Below are 15,592 nucleotides of genomic sequence, written 5' to 3'. Positions count from 1 at the left end.
TTGATTACCCGGATGACCGCTCTAATACCTTCGCTTTAAACCACACCTGAAGTACATTATCGACAACAAGCATCGTCTTGATCTCGACAGTGTAATCTTTTTTATAAATATCTGCATAGACCTTCCCGCTCAGCAGCAGCCGGGCCATCTTGGCGTCGGAATCAATCTCGTAGATGCTTCTGCCGATCAAGACCGTCAGATTATCCCTCAGCTCCTTCTTCAAAGCCGTTTGGGTCAGCTCATCGAGCGGGGACTTTGAATCCTTCTCCAGAATGGGTAATATGCTTTTGATGACGGTATGCTGGGTTTTAAACTTTTTGAGTTGTTTCATGTCCTCTTCATATTGGTTCAGCTTTTCCTCCAGCTGGCCGTTCATGTTCTTGATCGCTTCGAAGTTCACCAAGAAAATGGAATGATAAACGATAGCGCCGACGATCATCCCTATGACGAAGCCGGCTGCTCCCTGCATAAAGGCGTGGTATCGTTCAAATTGGGGCACACGCATGATCAGACAGCCCCTCTGCACAGCCACCGGATGAGCTCCGTGCCGAGATGGGCGCCAAGAAAGGCACACAGCATATAACCGATTTGCATGGCAACCGGTGACAGATGTCCTTCGATAATATTGCTTTCAATGACGCGCATGGGATCAATCGATCCTCCAACAGCAGCAACGAGTGCCCAGATTTTAAGCTGTGAAGCGGTATTGAGCATGATGGAGGCCGGCGGCATAAGAAGGAAGACGGAGCCGATGCCGGCCAGCATCGAGCCGCCGAATACAACCCCGAACGCAATGAAGAAGTCAATGATTGCCCAAGTTAAGAAAGGATTGAACATCGGTACCACCTGCCTCGCGGATCTTAGGAGGACACTTGTCCCTCCATATCTCATTCTATGGGCGCGAGGCCCTTCAATATGATAAACTAGTATAAAATGATGCTTCGATCGAAGGAAGGAATGGAATGCATGAGCGGCGCACACGATTTCGTGCATTTGCACGTTCACAGCGAATACAGCTTGTTAGATGGCGCTGCACGCATCCGGAATCTTGTCGCCCGGGCGGCAGAGCTTGGAATGAAGGCGCTGGCACTGACCGATCATGGGGTCATGTACGGCGCCGTTCCGTTTTATAAAGAATGCAGGAAACACGGCATTAAACCGATTATCGGATGCGAGGTTTATTTGACGGCGGGCTCTCGGTTTGAGAAGGGCTCGCGGAAGGACAATCCAACGTATCATCTGATTCTTCTGGCTAAGAATGAGACCGGCTATCAGAACTTAATGAAGCTATGCTCGATCGGCCATTTGGAAGGCTTTCATTATAAGCCGCGAATCGATATGGAGGTGCTGGCCGCCTACTCCGAGGGGCTTGTTTGTTTGAGCTCATGCTTAAGAGGCGAGGTTTCCTGGCATCTGCTCCACGACCGCACAGAGGAAGCGCATGCAGCGGCAATCCGGTACCGGGATATATTCGGCGAGGACTTCTACCTGGAGCTGCAGGATCACGGGCTGCTTGATCAGAAGAAAGTGGTACAAGCTATGATTGCGCTCTCGCAGGAGACGGGTATTCCGCTTACGGTAACCAACGACGTCCACTATATCGAGGCCGCCGACGCAGCGGTCCAGGATGTGCTCATCTGCATCGGAACCGGGAAGACCGTCGAGGATGAGGGCAGGCTGCGGATTCTGACCGACCAGCTCTATCTGAAGAGTGCCGATGAGATGGCGAGGCAGTTCCGGCAGGCGCCCGAGGCCGTTGCCCGAACCGTTGAGATCGCCGCGAAGTGCCAGCTCGAGCTGACCTTCGGGCGGACGCTGCTGCCTTCATTCGGTCCGATACCCGCAGGAATGACGAGTGCTTCGTATTTGAACGCACTGTGCCGGGAAGGGCTCGAAGCCCGCTATGCGGGAAATCCCGAATGGACATCGGATCCTTCGTACCGGGAGCGTGCTGAGCAGCGGCTGAACTACGAGCTTTCTGTTATCGACAGCATGGGCTTTAACGATTACTTCCTGGTCGTATGGGATTTTATCCGCTTTTCTCACGATCAAGGCATTCGTACCGGTCCGGGCCGTGGCTCGTCGGCGGGAAGCCTGGTCGCTTATACGCTTCGGATTACGGATGTCGATCCGCTCAAGTATAAGCTGCTTTTCGAACGATTCCTTAATCCGGAACGAATCTCGATGCCGGATATTGATATTGATTTTAACGATGAACGGCGGGACGAGGTTATTGCCTATGTATCGGCCAAATACGGCGAGGAGCATGTCGCTCAGATCATCACCTTCGGCACCTTGGCTGCGCGTGCGGCTGTCCGTGACGTAGGAAGAGCGATGGCCGTGCCGTTCGCGGAGGTGGACCGGGCGGCGAAGCTTATTCCCGGCCAGCTGGGCATGACGCTGGAGGAAGCGCTTCGTGTCAGCTCCGAGCTCCGCGAGGCGTATGAGCGCCAGCCGAAGACGAGGGCGATGCTCGATATGGCCGTGAAGGTGGAGGGCATGCCGCGGCATGCTTCCACTCATGCCGCGGGCGTCGTCATCTCCGGGAAGCCGCTGACGCATGTCGTTCCGCTTCAGGCGGGCACGGAGCAGACGGCGCTAACGCAATATTCGATGGAGCACCTGGAAGCCGTCGGCTTGCTGAAGATGGATTTTCTGGGCCTGCGGACGCTTTCGATTCTGGAGCGGGCGCTGCAATGGGTGAAGCGGCAGCACGGGATTACAGTGGATTTTCGGTTTATTCCCGACGATGATCCGCTAACATACGAGATGCTTAGTCATGGGGATACGACCGGTATTTTCCAGATGGAGTCCGCAGGTATACGCCGGGTGCTGCGGGAGCTGAAGCCAACGAAGTTCGAAGACATCGTATCCGTTGTCGCGCTATACCGGCCAGGCCCGATGGAATTCATACCGAAATTCATCCAGGGCAAGCACGGGATCGTGGAGGTCGAGTATCCGCATCCGTCACTCGAGCCGATTCTCGCCGATACGTATGGCATCATCGTCTATCAGGAGCAGATTATGCAGATTGCTTCATCGATGGCGGGCTTCTCGCTAGGAGAAGCGGATTTGCTGCGGCGCGCGGTATCGAAGAAGAAGCGCGAGGTGCTCGATGAGCAGCGGGCGCATTTTGTGCAGGGCAGTCTGGGACAAGGCTTCTCGGAGGACGACGCGAACCGGGTTTACGATATGATCGTCCGCTTCGCCGATTATGGTTTTCCTCGCGCGCATGCGGCTGCTTATGGCGTACTTGCCTTTCAGACGGCTTGGTTGAAGGCGAACCATCCGGTGCCCTTCATGGCCTCTATGCTCGCTTCGGTAACCGGTAATCAGCGGAAGACGGCTGAATATGTGGACGAATGCCGCAGAATGGGCATTGATGTTCTGCCGCCTGATGTCAACGAAAGCAATATATCGTTTACGCCGAAGGGGGGAGCGATCCGCTTCGGACTGGCTGCAATCAAGAATGTCGGAAGTCAGGCGATCGAGTCCATTATGAAAGAGAGGGCTGAACGACCGTTTGACAGTCTCCTCGATCTGTGCCGGCGCGTAGACCTGCGTGTTGTGAACAAGCGTGTGCTGGAATCGCTTATTCAAGCAGGCGCATGCGATACGCTCTCCGGACACCGGGCGCAGCTGTTCGCAGCGCTAGACGAGACGGTGGATGCAGCGTCAAAGTGGCGCAAGGAGCGGGAAGAGCTGCAGCTCGAGATGTTCGGCTTTGACGAGATTCAGAACTGGGATGTGGAGCTTCCGGACGTGCAGCCGTTCACGACCGGACAGCTTCTTGCGCTGGAACGGGATCTGCTGGGGCTCTATCTGTCCGGCCATCCATTGGATGATTATGAGTCTACTTTAGAGCAGCTTCCGCTTGACAGACTCGTCGACTTGGCTGAAGCTCCGGAAGGCGGATCGGCTCTGATTGCGGGGATGATCGTGTCGGCGAAGCGCTTCACGACGAAGAAAGGACAGGCCATGGCGTTCCTCGAGCTTGAGGATCGCATTATGCGCGTCGAGGCCGTAGCCTTCCCGACGATCTGGACGCGTCACGCGTCACTGCTCGAACCGGGAAGCCTCGCCATTATGCTGGCGACGGTGCAGCATCAGGATGACGACTTCAAGCTGCTGCTTGAGGACGTCGTCCCGCTCGGCCGCCCGGACCTGAACCTGGCAGAGCAGGTCCAGCGGCTTCAGCGCCAGGCGAATTCGCGGGGGGCATCGCGAGGCGCCGGCGCTCCAGCGCCAGAGGCGCAGACCGGCGCCCGCAGAAGCGGGGGCGGAGGCGGTGCGCCTCTGGCGCAAGCGCCTGGCGCTGCTGTGCCAGCGCAGCAGCCGGCGCGTCGGGGCCGCCCGTCAGCGCCGGCGAGCACGGCGGGGCTGCGGTCCGAGGCCGCACCCGCACCGGCAGCAGCAGGCTCAGGCAAGCGGCAGCAGCGGATGTACATCAAGATAGCCTCCGGCCGGGAAGAGGCGGCTGCGCTTGAGCAGCTTAAAGCGCTGCTGGCGGGAAATAACGGCCCGCTTGAGACGGTGCTGTTCTATGAATCGCAGCAGAAAACAGTCGCACTCAGCGATGCTTACCGGGTCAAACCGTCGGTGCAGCTGATTGCTCGTATCGAGGCATTGTTTGGAAAAGGCTCTGCGGTGGTGAAATAATTTGCCGTCGACACGATATTTTATATGCACAACTTACTCCCTGTCCGCATACATTTAGGAGACACGGAGCTCTCGAAGAAAGTGGTCATGCCGCTGCTAAGCGGGGCCTTCGTCATTTCGCCGCTTGGGCGGGAGCTCGACGTAATTCCGGCTTACGGTGAACGTCGCATCCTCTCGTACAAGCTGATGCGGGGGGATGAATCATTGTTGTCCGAGATGGAAAATTGGCTGCTGAGCCGGGGCGTGACTGTCGGTGATGTAGCGGACATTGTCTATTCGCTGCAGCGGCCGTATAATGCCGATTTGACCTTGGAAGAATGTGCGGAAAGCGTGCTGGCGGTATTGGCGAAGCGCGAGGTTCAATACGTATTATTCACAGGAATCGCCCTAGATGAGCTGGCAGAGCGCAAGCTGCTGCCGCAGCCGCTGCAAGCGATTATGGAGGCGGATGAATCACTGTATGGCGTGGACGAGACGCTTGCGCTAGGGATTACGAACGTATACGGCATGATTGGACTGACCAGCTTTGGTTATTTAGATAAAGTGAAGCCGGGCATTATTCGCAAGCTGAATGAGAAAGGCAAGCATGTTCATGTTTTTCTTGACGATTTGATTGCCGGCCTTGCAGCCGCGGCATCGGCACGCATTGCGCATAAGGATCCCAAAGCGAACCGTTACCAGATTCCCGACGTTCCATAACGCTCGGCCTTATAGCAGGAGTTTCACGGTACCGGGCGATTGCAAACATACCCGCGTGCATCGTTGCGATGAAAATAGCATTTATGATATCATTATGACATCATATGCCCGGATACCGTGGAAATCATGTTAAGAAAACACAGCGCGCATGCGATCAATCTATACCGGCAAGCAAGCTAATATGTTCAGGAGGTACCTTTCATGTGGACGGTCATTTATATCGCGCCAACGGCCAAAATCGCGGAAAGCATTAGAAATCGACTGACGCAAGAAGGGTTTCTCGTAAAAATTCGCCCGATTAATGTATCCAAACAGCAGTTTGAAATATTGGTTCCATCCGGTGAGTTGGAAGAAGTACAGGAAGTGCTCAACAACATTTTGAATACGCAGCGGTAACGATACCTGCTGCTCCCCGAAGAGGTGTCTCTTTTGTTCAAGGACTTATTTCATAAAAAGAAATATGCGACGATTCCTTCCGGGCAAACGCGGACCAAACCGGACATACCCGAAGGCTTGATGTCAAAATGCCCGCAGTGCGGCAATATTCAATTCAGCAAGGAAATCGAAAAGAATTTAAAGGTCTGCCCAAGCTGCGGCTATCATTTCCGTTTGAATGCCTGGGAACGAATCGCAATGACGCTTGATGACGGGCGTTTGAATGAATTCGATGCCGAGATGGAGTCGGAAGACCCGCTGGGTTTTCCGGATTATGCCGCTAAGCTTGAAGCGCAGAAGAAGAAAACCGGCATGCTTGATGGGGTCGTTACTGGTGAAGGCTTGATCGGCGGACTGCCGGTCGTCGTCGCTGTGATGAGCTTCGATTTCTTCGCTGGCAGCATGGGCTCCGTCGTAGGCGAGAAAATTACACGTGCCATCGAATATGCACACTCCAAGCGGCTGCCGCTCATCATTTTCTCCACCTCGAGCGGTGCCCGGATGCAGGAAAGCATTATCAGTCTCATGCAAATGGCAAAGACCAGCGCAGCATTAGCTAAATTCCAAGGGGATGGCGGATTGTATATCTCGGTCGTAACTGATCCGACTACAGGCGGGGTTTCCGCAAGCTTCGCGACTCTTGGCGATTTTAATTTGGCCGAGCCCGGTGCTCTTGTCGGGTTTGCTGGACGTGTGGTTATCGAACAGACCATTCGCCAGAAGCTGCCGGACAATTTTCAGACGGCTGAATTCAACCTGCAGCACGGTCAACTCGACAAGGTTGTTCACCGCAAGGATCTGAAATCACTGCTGGCCAGACTGGTTGACATGCATTCGGTAAAGGGGGATACGACCTATGGCGGTTGATCTGCCATTTGAGAAGCCTTTGAACGATCTTCGAAACAAAATCGAAGAGTTAAATAAGCTTAGCCAAGGGTCGGGGATCGATTTTTCGGAAGAAATTTCGCGGCTTGAGGAGCGCTGTAAGGCTTTGCAAGAAGAGATGTACAGCGAGCTGACGCCCGCTCAGAAGATGCACATTGCCCGCCACCACCAGCGTCCGACTTCGCTTGACTATATACAGTCGATATTCACCGACTTTATTGAGCTGCACGGCGATCGCCTGTTTGCGGATGATCTGGCGATTGTTGGTGGACTAGCTAGGCTGAATGGGATGCCTGTGACGGTTGTCGGTCACCAGCGCGGCAAGGATACGAAGGATAATATTGCCCGGTTCTTCGGGAGTCCGCATCCGGAGGGACTGCGTAAAGCGCTTCGGCTTATGCAGCAGGCGAACAAGTTTGGCCGTCCCATCATTACCTTTATCGATACGAAGGGCGCCTATCCCGGCAATACCGCGGAAGAACGCGGCATCTCGGAGTCCATTGCGCGCAATTTGCGCGAAATGGCAACGTTTGGCGTTCCGATCGTTTGCGTCGTTATTGGTGAAGGGGGCAGCGGCGGGGCGCTCGCGCTGGGCGTAGGCAACCGGGTACTGATGCTCGAGAATGCGATTTATTCGGTTATTTCGCCGAATGGGGCAGCTTCCATTCTATGGAAGGATGCATCCCGAGCAGATGAAGCGGCCGGGGTTATGAAGATTACAGCTGGGGATCTGCTCGAGTTCGGTGTAATCGAAGAGATCATCCCCGAGCCTCAAGGCGGCGCACATCGCGATTACGCTTCGCAATCGGAGCTCATCAAAGAAGCGGTATGGCGTCATATTCAGGAGCTGACACCTCTCTCTTCAGAGGAGCTCGTGACGGACCGTTATAATAAATTCCGCAAAATCGGCAGATATCGGGAGCCTGTGAAGGCTGTGGAGCCTGAAATCATTCAGGATTTACCAGAAACGCTTGAAACGGTTGATTCTGGTCAAGTATAATAGATAACCCGGCCTGCGGATCGCGAGATCCAGGCCATAGTTGAATCATGTACGTGAAGTCGATGTAATAGTTAGACGGAGGGAAAAACTACACATGCGTAAAACGAAGATAGTATGTACAATCGGTCCTTCCAGTGAATCACTTGAGAATACGAAGAAGCTGATCAACGCGGGAATGAACGTTGCCCGCCTCAATTTCTCCCATGGTGATTTCGAGGAGCACGGCAACCGGATCAAGAACATTCGGCAAGCATGCCAGGAGCTTGGCACGACGGTTGCCATTTTGCTGGATACCAAAGGACCGGAAATTCGTCTTGGCAAGCTGAAAGAAGAGCCGATCGAGCTCATTCAGGGCGAGACGATTACACTTACGACGGAAGAGATTCTTGGTGACAAGGATCGCATTCCCGTAACCTATTCGAATTTGCCTGCAGATGTGCATATCGGTTCGACGATTCTCATCGATGACGGCTTGATCGGATTGACCGTAGAATCTGTAGAGGATACGGAAATTGTATGCCGCATCGTGAACAGCGGTCCAATTAAGAGCAAGAAGGGCGTTAACGTGCCCGGCGTTCATATCTCCCTGCCGGGCATTACCGAGAAGGATGCAAGCGACATCGTCTTTGGCGTTGAACAAGGGATTGACTTTGTTGCGGCATCGTTCGTTCGTAAGGCAAGCGACGTATTGGAAATTCGCGACCTGCTCGAGCGCCATAATGCGGGACATGTCCAGATTATATCCAAAATTGAAAACCAGCAGGGCGTGGATAACCTTGATGAAATTCTCGAAGTATCCGACGGCTTGATGGTGGCGCGCGGTGATCTTGGCGTGGAAATTCCAGCTGAAGAGGTGCCGCTCGTTCAGAAGCAAATGATTCAGAAGTGTAACCGTGCCGGTAAACCCGTCATTACGGCCACACAAATGCTGGATTCCATGCAGCGGAACCCGCGTCCAACACGTGCGGAAGCAAGCGACGTCGCGAATGCGATCTTCGACGGCACGGATGCCATAATGTTGTCCGGAGAGACAGCAGCAGGCAAATATCCGGTTGAATCCGTTCAAACGATGTCACGAATCGCGGTTCGTGCAGAAGAGGCATTGGAATATCGCGAGATATTCACGAAGCAAGCCAACGCGCAGCAAACTACCGTTACCGAAGCAATCAGTCAAGCGGTCGCGAACTCTGCCTTGGATTTGCAGGCCAAAGCTATTATTACTTCGACGGAGAGCGGCTACACGGCCCGGATGATTTCGAAGTACCGCCCAAAATCGCCTGTAATCGCCGTCACGCCAATCGAGCAGGTGATGCGCCGTCTGTCGCTCATCTGGGGCGTTATTCCAGTCCAAGGAACTGCGGCCGAAACAACGGATGAGATGTTCGATATTGCGGTCCGCGGCGGTATTGATTCCGGGATCGTGAAGCTGGGAGATACGGTTATTATTACGGCAGGCGTCCCGGTTGGCCGTTCGGGTTCGACGAACCTGATCAAGATTCATACCATCGGAGAGCTGCTCGCCAAAGGCCAAGGTATTGGCACACAAAGCGCAACCGGCAAAATCGTCACAGCGCGCTCTGCGCAAGAAGCGGTTGCGAAGACGACTCAAGGTTCGATTCTCGTTACCGGCTCTACAGATAAGGACTATATGCCGGCGATGGAGAAAGCGGCCGCGGTCATTACCGAGCAAGGCGGCGTAACCAGCCATGCGGCGATTGTTGCGCTTAACCTTGGAATTCCAGTCATTCTTGGTGTCCACAACGCCCTGGATCAGCTCCAGGATGGAATGGAAGTTACGGTATACGCCGAGGTCGGCGTTATTTATTCCGGACAAGCCAGGGTACTCTAATCGAGGCACCTTGTAAACTTGAATAGCATAATGACGAAAGCGATGGTGCGCAGGTGCCGTCGCTTTTGTTCAAATTTAAGGCAGTGTAGGATTCCAAACAAGAAACTCGCGTCGCCGCCGATAACGGACGAGCCGTTTCTTCTTGCTCTTTCATCCAAACAAAAGGAACAGCCGGTCGCGGCCATGGGCTGTCCGAACGAAGGTTGTGGTTACATGGCGGTTACAGATCAAGCAGCGGTCTGGTATTTGCATCCTATAAGGGTCAGGTATCAGGAAACCGATCAGATGGGTATCGTCTTTCACGGTAATTATGTGACGTGGTTCGAAATCGGCAGGACCGAGCTGGTCAGACAGCTTGGGATGCCCTATGTGCAGATCGAACGAGAGGGACTGCTGCTGCCAGTCGTCGATCTGGAATGTAAGTATGTATCTCCAGCACGTTATGATGATATCGTGCTTATATGTACGACGATCGAGCAATTTTCTCCGGTTCGCCTGTCGTTCCGCTCCGAAGTACGGCGCATCCGGCAAGGCGAGGAATACCCGGCTGAATGGCGGGGCCAGAGGCCTCCGGGCGAGCTGCTCGTTCAGGGCGGTACAAGCCACGTATGGGTGAACAAGGAGTTCCGGCCCTCTCGGCTTGATAAGTCATTGCCGGAGCTCTACGCCCTGCTGAAGCGCGTCTCTAAGGGCAATATATAATAAGGGGGGAGCAAGAAGATGCTAAAATGGCTAATTGCCGCAATTATTATCATACCTGCCGTAGAGATGTGGGGCATCATTCAGATGGGCCATCTCGTCGGCGGCTGGATGACATTCCTCCTTATTCTGGTGACCGGCTTCGCCGGTGCCCAGTTTGCCCGATTGGAGGGACGTAAAGCGCTCATAGAGGTGCAGAGTCAGATGCAGACGGGCCAGCCTCCGGGACATGCCATGCTGAATGGACTCTGCGTGTTAATCGGTGGCCTGCTCCTGCTGCTGCCCGGGTTTTTCTCCGATATCATCGGCATAACGCTGCTTTTCCCGTTAACAAGACCATTCTACAAAGCCATAATGCTCCGTTGGATCGAGAAGAAGCTTCGCTCCGGTCAGTTCACAATTCGCAGGCGCTAATCATCTTGGAGGTCCATGGTCTTCGGGATTACTTCGACCCTCTTAGCACGAACGTGTACAAATCACGAAACACATGGGCACGATGAACCGCGGCCAGAATAACGAGCGAAACCGGCCCGACAATCAGCCCGAATACGCCGAATAGCTTAAGTCCGACAAACATGGCGATTAAGGTGGGGAGCGGATCCAGCCCAACACTGCTGGCGAGCACCTTCGGCTCGAGAATTTGTCTAGCAACTAGAATGATGCCGTAAAGCACGGTCAACCCGATGCCAAGAGAGACGTCCCCGTAAATAAAGGTGTACACGATCCAAGGTACCATAGCGGCACCTACGCCGAGATAAGGAAGCAGGTCGATGAACCCGATCAGCATACCGATGGTGATGGCGTAATCGACACCGAGGATCATTAATCCGATCGTGACGACGAAGGCTGTGATGGAAATCATAATAAGCTGCGCCCGGGCATACCCGAATAATGCTTTCTGAAGGTTGTTCCAGACAATAGAGGTTGATTTGCGCATGCCAAGGGGAAACCAGCCGACCATTTTGGCGAGATGCCGGTACCAGTCTTTACTAATGAAGAAGGCGGCAAGCAGCACGACGATCAGGATCGTGGCCAAATTAGGCAGCGAAGATATTAAACTGACGATACCGTTTAAGAAGAAACTAATAATGCCTGAGCTTTTGTTGGCCAGTAAATTCGCGGTGTCGGATATGCGGGAGTTAATCGTTTCTTGGTAGTTGGGGTTTTCCTTGTAGAAGGTGTTCAGCTTCTCAATCAGGTCTTGAATTTCGGGAGAAGCGACAATCCGTTCGAACTCGTTTTTCCACCAATCGATCGTGCTGTTCAGCGATTTGGACAGATGAATGATTTCGACGACGATTCGCGTTACGAGGGCCGAGACAATGGTGAGCATAGCGGTGGCAAATAAGAGCAGGGTGAAGGTAACGCCAAGCCACCTTGGAACCTTCAGCTTCCGCTGCAGGACATTCACGATCGGATTAATGATGTAAGCCAGCAGCCAGCCGAAAATAAACGGATATACAAGCGGCGTTACGAAAACAATGAGCCATATAAGCGCTGCCATCGCAACAAGGACGAGTAATGCGCGGCCGGTGCGCCGCCAGACGGTACGATCCATTGAACATCCCCCCTATACAACGTCTCTATGATATTGTATCACTGACGCCTGTCTTATTGCCAAATAAAAGCAAGTTAAATTCGCAGTTTACGCTCCATTTACGATTCATTAACATCAACCGAACAGAGATCCTGCATAATGAGACAAGAAGCGTCTTATTTCGATGCGATGTCTTAGGAGGATTACCGATGAACAAGTCATTGCCCCACTATGTCAACCGAGATTTGAGCTGGATTGCATTCAACCGGCGGGTGCTTGAGGAAGCCCAGGATCCGAATACCCCCCTCCTGGAACGCGTCAAATTTCTGTCCATCGTATCGAGCAATTTGGACGAGTTTATGAGTGTCCGAATGGCCGGAATACAGGATCAAATGAAAGCTGGCTACACCAAAAAGGATTTTACCGGCTACACGCCGGCAGGTCTGTGGAAGAGGCTGATCAAACGGACGACTGAGATCGTGACGGATCAATACCGGACGTTCCGCGAAGTCATGCGGGGGCTGTCCAAGGAAGGGATCTCCTTTCGAAGAGTGGATGAATTGAACGCAGCGCAGACCAAAGCGATCGACCGCTATTTCCATGAAATTGTCTTCCCGGTATTGACGCCGATGGCTGTCGATCAGAGCAGACCTTTCCCTCTGCTGCATACGAAGGAGATCTACCTGGCCGTCCTTCTAAACAGAGATCATCAACCGCCGGAAGAAGAGCCGCTCTTCGCTATTGTGCAGGTTCCATCGATCCTTCAGCGCTTTGTCGCCGTTCCTGGACGGACGGGGAGCAAGAAAGCGGAATTCGTTCTGCTCGAGCAGCTGATCGAACGCCACATCAATATATTGTTCAATGGATATACTCCGCTTGCCGTGCATCCTTTCCGAGTGACGCGCAACGCTGATTTGACGTTGAATGAGGAGGGTGCCGAGGATCTGCTCGAGGAAATCGAGAAGGAGCTGCGCCGCCGCCGCTGGGGAATGCCGGTCCGGCTTGAATACGGAAAAGATATGCATCCTTATGCGCTGCAGCTGCTCAAGGAAGAGCTGGAGCTTGGCGAGAATAGTATTGAGATCGATGGACCGTTCGATCTTAGCTTTCTGATGCGCTTTGCGAGTTCGCTTCAAGGGTACGATGCCCTTCGCTTCGAGCGGATGGAGCCTGTTTACCCGTATGAATTCGAGGAAACGGATGACATGTTCGCGGTTCTCCGCCAACAGGATGTGCTTGTCTATCATCCCTATGAGTCATTTGACGCGGTGAACGATTTCGTCACCGATGCGGCGAATGATCCGGACGTACTGGCCATCAAGATGACGCTATACCGGGTCAGCGGTCAATCCGCGCTCGTACAGGCGCTCTCCACGGCAGCGGAAGCCGGTAAGCAGGTGACGGTTGTGGTGGAATTAAAAGCAAGGTTCGATGAGGAGCGGAATATCGCCTGGGCCAGGCAGCTGGAGAAGGCAGGCTGTCATGTCGTCTATGGGCTGGTCGGGCTGAAGACTCATGCCAAAATAATGCTCGTCGTTCGCAGAGAGCAGGATGAGCTGCGTCGATATGTGCATGTGGGGACAGGCAATTATAACGACCATACGGCCAAGCTATATACCGATTTCGGGTTGTTTACGTCCCACCCCGTTATCGGAGCGGATGCTTCGGCACTCTTTAATGAGGTAACCGGTTATTCGGCGCCTTATGAGTGGAAGGCCTTCGGCGTGGCGCCGACCGGACTAACGGAGAAGCTCTTCGGTCTGATCGATCGGGAGAAGGAGAATGCCGCGGCGGGGCGTCCTGCCCATATCATCGCGAAGATGAACAGCTTATCGAATCAAGAGATGATCGATAAGCTGTACGAAGCCTCGCAAGCGGGGGTGAGGATTGAACTGATTGTTCGCGGTGTGTGCTGCTTGCGCCCGGGCGTCCCCGGCAGAAGCGAAAACATTCGGGTCATCAGCGTCGTAGACCGTTACTTGGAGCATTCGCGAATTATGGCTTTTCATAACGGCGGGGATGACGAGGTCTATCTGTCAAGCGCGGACTGGATGACGCGCAATTTGACGCGCCGTATCGAGCTGATGTGCCCGGTGTTCGATCCTAAACTGCGTAAGATGCTGATCAACATGCTTCAGCTGAGCCTTAATGATAACGTGAAGGCGCGCGAGCTGCAGCCGAGCGGCACCTATGTGCCGGTCAGCAATGGTCTATCGCCAATGCGCAGCCAAGTGGAAGCTAAAGATATTCCAAGATGGAAAAGCTATCTGTAAGCAGGTGGCAGTAGGACAGGCGTTAGTCCCCATACCTTCTTGAATTCACCCGCAAGAGCACTGACCTCCTGGCGTTCGACTGCGAGGGAGCCTTCTGCCCGGACGGCTTGCAGCACCAGCTTCCCATCGGATACCTCGATTTCCAGCCGCCCGATGGATTGGGTCTCGCTGCGGTCTAGTGCGACGGCAAGCTGAAGCAGTGTGCCGAGCATGCCGATCAAGGCCACATCGGCTTCATCCAGCAGAGGTTTATATACCGAAGCCAATTGTTTGGCGCGGTTCTTGCTTTTGTAGGATGCGATCGCGGAGCAGAGCAATGTTTCGCGATGGGACAAGCCGTAGATATGCGAATTGATCATCAGATAGAAGGTATGCTTCGTATAGTCGTTATAGTCAATGCTCGTCCCGATTCGGAACAGAATGGAAGCCGTATCGACCCACAGCCGTGCACGATCGGGAAAAGGATGATGGTGCTGGAGCTGATCGAATAGCAGGAGCGCAGTCTGGTTCACATGCGTGACATGCTGCCGGGGCACCTCCGGGTGCAGGGCAGCCAAATTGTTCACACTGTAGGAGAGGACATCATCCAATCGGGGCTGCTCTGGAAACCGGGTAGCAAAGAAAAGCCCGTCACGAAGTCCGGAGCCGCAGACGATATAATGCTCAGCCTGCATCATGGAATAGAGCACCCGAAGGATGGCGATTCCGGGAACGATTATATCCAGCCTATCCTTAGATAGTCCAGGCACCTGGCGTCTCTTGTTAAGCGGGAGCTTGCGCAGCTGATCGAACAGTCCGTTGACATCCTGCCCGGGAATCGGATAGTTGTGATTGCTCTGGAATGTATACTTAAGCTTGGCCTGATGGATCTTCCCGAGGGCGCGGACGGTTCCTCCGACCCCGATGAGCGGGAGACCGGGCGACTCTCCGATCCATGGCTCACGTGCTGCGGTTTCCTGAACATAGGCTTCCAGCTCACGCAGCTCATCGCCCTCCAGCAGGCCTTTCGAGCCGAAACGGCGGGTTAAGCTGACTGACCCGAATGGAAACGAGACGGATTGCACGAGGGAACGGTCGCGAAACAGCGATACCTCTGTGCTGCCCCCGCCGATATCAATGAGGAATCCGTCTTTTACATCCATCGAATTAATCATGCCCAGAAAGCCGTAACCGGCCTCTTCTTCTCCGGACAGCAGTTCAATCCGCAGGCTGGTATCGGATTCGATCTGCAGCAATACCTCCTTGCGGTTGCCTGCATTCCGAATGGCAGCAGTTGCAACCGCGCGTATAAGGGCGGTTCGATGGTGGGCGCAGATGAGACGAAAGTGGTTCAATGTATCAACGAGCTCACGGACCGCCAAGACGGGAATGTTGCCCTGCTCGTCGATTTGCTCGCTCAGCCGCGCTGCGCGCTTGCTGCCGTCAATGACACGGTGAGCCCCATTTCCCGTTCGCTCGTAGATGACGAGCCGAATCGAGTTGGAGCCGATATCGATGATGCCTATTCGTTGTTCAGTCATGAATTCGCCTCCGGTAATCATATCGTCATACTGATT

At 53.9% G+C, this 15,592-nt stretch carries 13 protein-coding genes; 9 read left to right on the top strand and 4 right to left on the bottom strand.

Annotation, left to right across the window (positions count from 1 at the left end; translation table 11 throughout):
- Positions 1 to 4: 4 nt before the first annotated feature.
- Both NNL21_RS07530 and NNL21_RS07525 read right to left on the bottom strand, forming a co-directional pair.
- Positions 5 to 505: a sporulation membrane protein YtrI gene (locus NNL21_RS07530; RefSeq protein WP_204817882.1), complete on the bottom strand. Its 501-nt coding sequence runs from the start codon at positions 503 to 505 to the stop codon at positions 5 to 7.
- A 2-nt stretch (positions 506 to 507) separates the two neighbouring features.
- The gene (locus NNL21_RS07525) at positions 508 to 837 is read right to left on the bottom strand and encodes a YtrH family sporulation protein (RefSeq protein WP_204817883.1); all 330 of its coding nucleotides are present in this window, start codon (positions 835 to 837) and stop codon (positions 508 to 510) included.
- Between the two features lie 129 nt (positions 838 to 966).
- On the opposite strand from NNL21_RS07525, the gene NNL21_RS07520 reads away from it, so the two are divergent.
- The 8 genes from NNL21_RS07520 (at position 967) to NNL21_RS07485 (ending at position 10,640) form a co-directional block, all read left to right on the top strand.
- The gene (locus tag NNL21_RS07520) at positions 967 to 4,659 is read left to right on the top strand and encodes a DNA polymerase III subunit alpha (RefSeq protein ID WP_204817884.1); all 3,693 of its coding nucleotides are present in this window, start codon (positions 967 to 969) and stop codon (positions 4,657 to 4,659) included.
- Between the two features lie 186 nt (positions 4,660 to 4,845).
- Positions 4,846 to 5,358 (top strand): phosphatidylglycerophosphatase A family protein, encoded by a 513-nt coding sequence (locus NNL21_RS07515; protein ID WP_204817973.1) that lies wholly within the window; start codon positions 4,846 to 4,848, stop codon positions 5,356 to 5,358.
- Positions 5,359 to 5,559: 201 nt separating this feature from the next.
- Positions 5,560 to 5,754, top strand: a complete 195-nt coding sequence (locus NNL21_RS07510) for a glutamate decarboxylase (RefSeq protein WP_204817885.1) — start codon at positions 5,560 to 5,562, stop codon at positions 5,752 to 5,754.
- A 33-nt stretch (positions 5,755 to 5,787) separates the two neighbouring features.
- Entirely contained in the window at positions 5,788 to 6,660 is an 873-nt protein-coding gene (gene accD / locus NNL21_RS07505; protein ID WP_204817886.1) for an acetyl-CoA carboxylase, carboxyltransferase subunit beta, read from the top strand.
- A complete protein-coding gene (locus tag NNL21_RS07500) occupies positions 6,650 to 7,678 on the top strand; it encodes an acetyl-CoA carboxylase carboxyltransferase subunit alpha (RefSeq protein WP_204817887.1) in 1,029 nt (342 codons plus the stop codon). Before accD ends, NNL21_RS07500 begins: the two co-directional genes overlap by 11 nt.
- A 94-nt stretch (positions 7,679 to 7,772) precedes the next feature.
- Entirely contained in the window at positions 7,773 to 9,527 is a 1,755-nt protein-coding gene (pyk, locus tag NNL21_RS07495; RefSeq protein ID WP_204817889.1) for a pyruvate kinase, read from the top strand.
- Between the two features lie 213 nt (positions 9,528 to 9,740).
- A complete protein-coding gene (locus NNL21_RS07490) occupies positions 9,741 to 10,229 on the top strand; it encodes an acyl-CoA thioesterase (protein WP_204817891.1) in 489 nt (162 codons plus the stop codon).
- Between the two features lie 18 nt (positions 10,230 to 10,247).
- Complete coding sequence (locus NNL21_RS07485; protein WP_204817893.1) at positions 10,248 to 10,640, top strand: FxsA family protein; 393 nt, start codon at positions 10,248 to 10,250, stop codon at positions 10,638 to 10,640.
- A 28-nt stretch (positions 10,641 to 10,668) separates the two neighbouring features.
- Here NNL21_RS07485 and ytvI read toward each other — a convergent pair whose 3' ends face one another.
- Positions 10,669 to 11,784 (bottom strand): sporulation integral membrane protein YtvI, encoded by a 1,116-nt coding sequence (gene ytvI / locus NNL21_RS07480; protein WP_204817895.1) that lies wholly within the window; start codon positions 11,782 to 11,784, stop codon positions 10,669 to 10,671.
- A gap of 188 nt (positions 11,785 to 11,972) precedes the next feature.
- Between ytvI and ppk1 the strand changes: the two genes are divergently transcribed.
- Positions 11,973 to 14,036 carry a polyphosphate kinase 1 gene (ppk1, locus tag NNL21_RS07475; RefSeq protein ID WP_204817898.1) on the top strand — a complete coding sequence of 688 codons (2,064 nt, stop codon included), beginning with the start codon at positions 11,973 to 11,975 and terminating at the stop codon, positions 14,034 to 14,036.
- On the opposite strand, the gene NNL21_RS07470 is transcribed toward ppk1, so the two are convergent.
- Complete coding sequence (locus NNL21_RS07470) at positions 14,027 to 15,556, bottom strand: Ppx/GppA phosphatase family protein (protein WP_204817900.1); 1,530 nt, start codon at positions 15,554 to 15,556, stop codon at positions 14,027 to 14,029. The genes ppk1 and NNL21_RS07470 overlap by 10 nt on opposite strands.
- Positions 15,557 to 15,592 lie beyond the last annotated feature (36 nt).

It is taken from the genome of Paenibacillus mendelii (assembly GCF_024498075.1).
Lineage (GTDB): Bacteria > Bacillota > Bacilli > Paenibacillales > Paenibacillaceae > Paenibacillus_Z > Paenibacillus_Z mendelii.
This window is presented reverse-complemented; position numbering and strand designations above follow the sequence as displayed.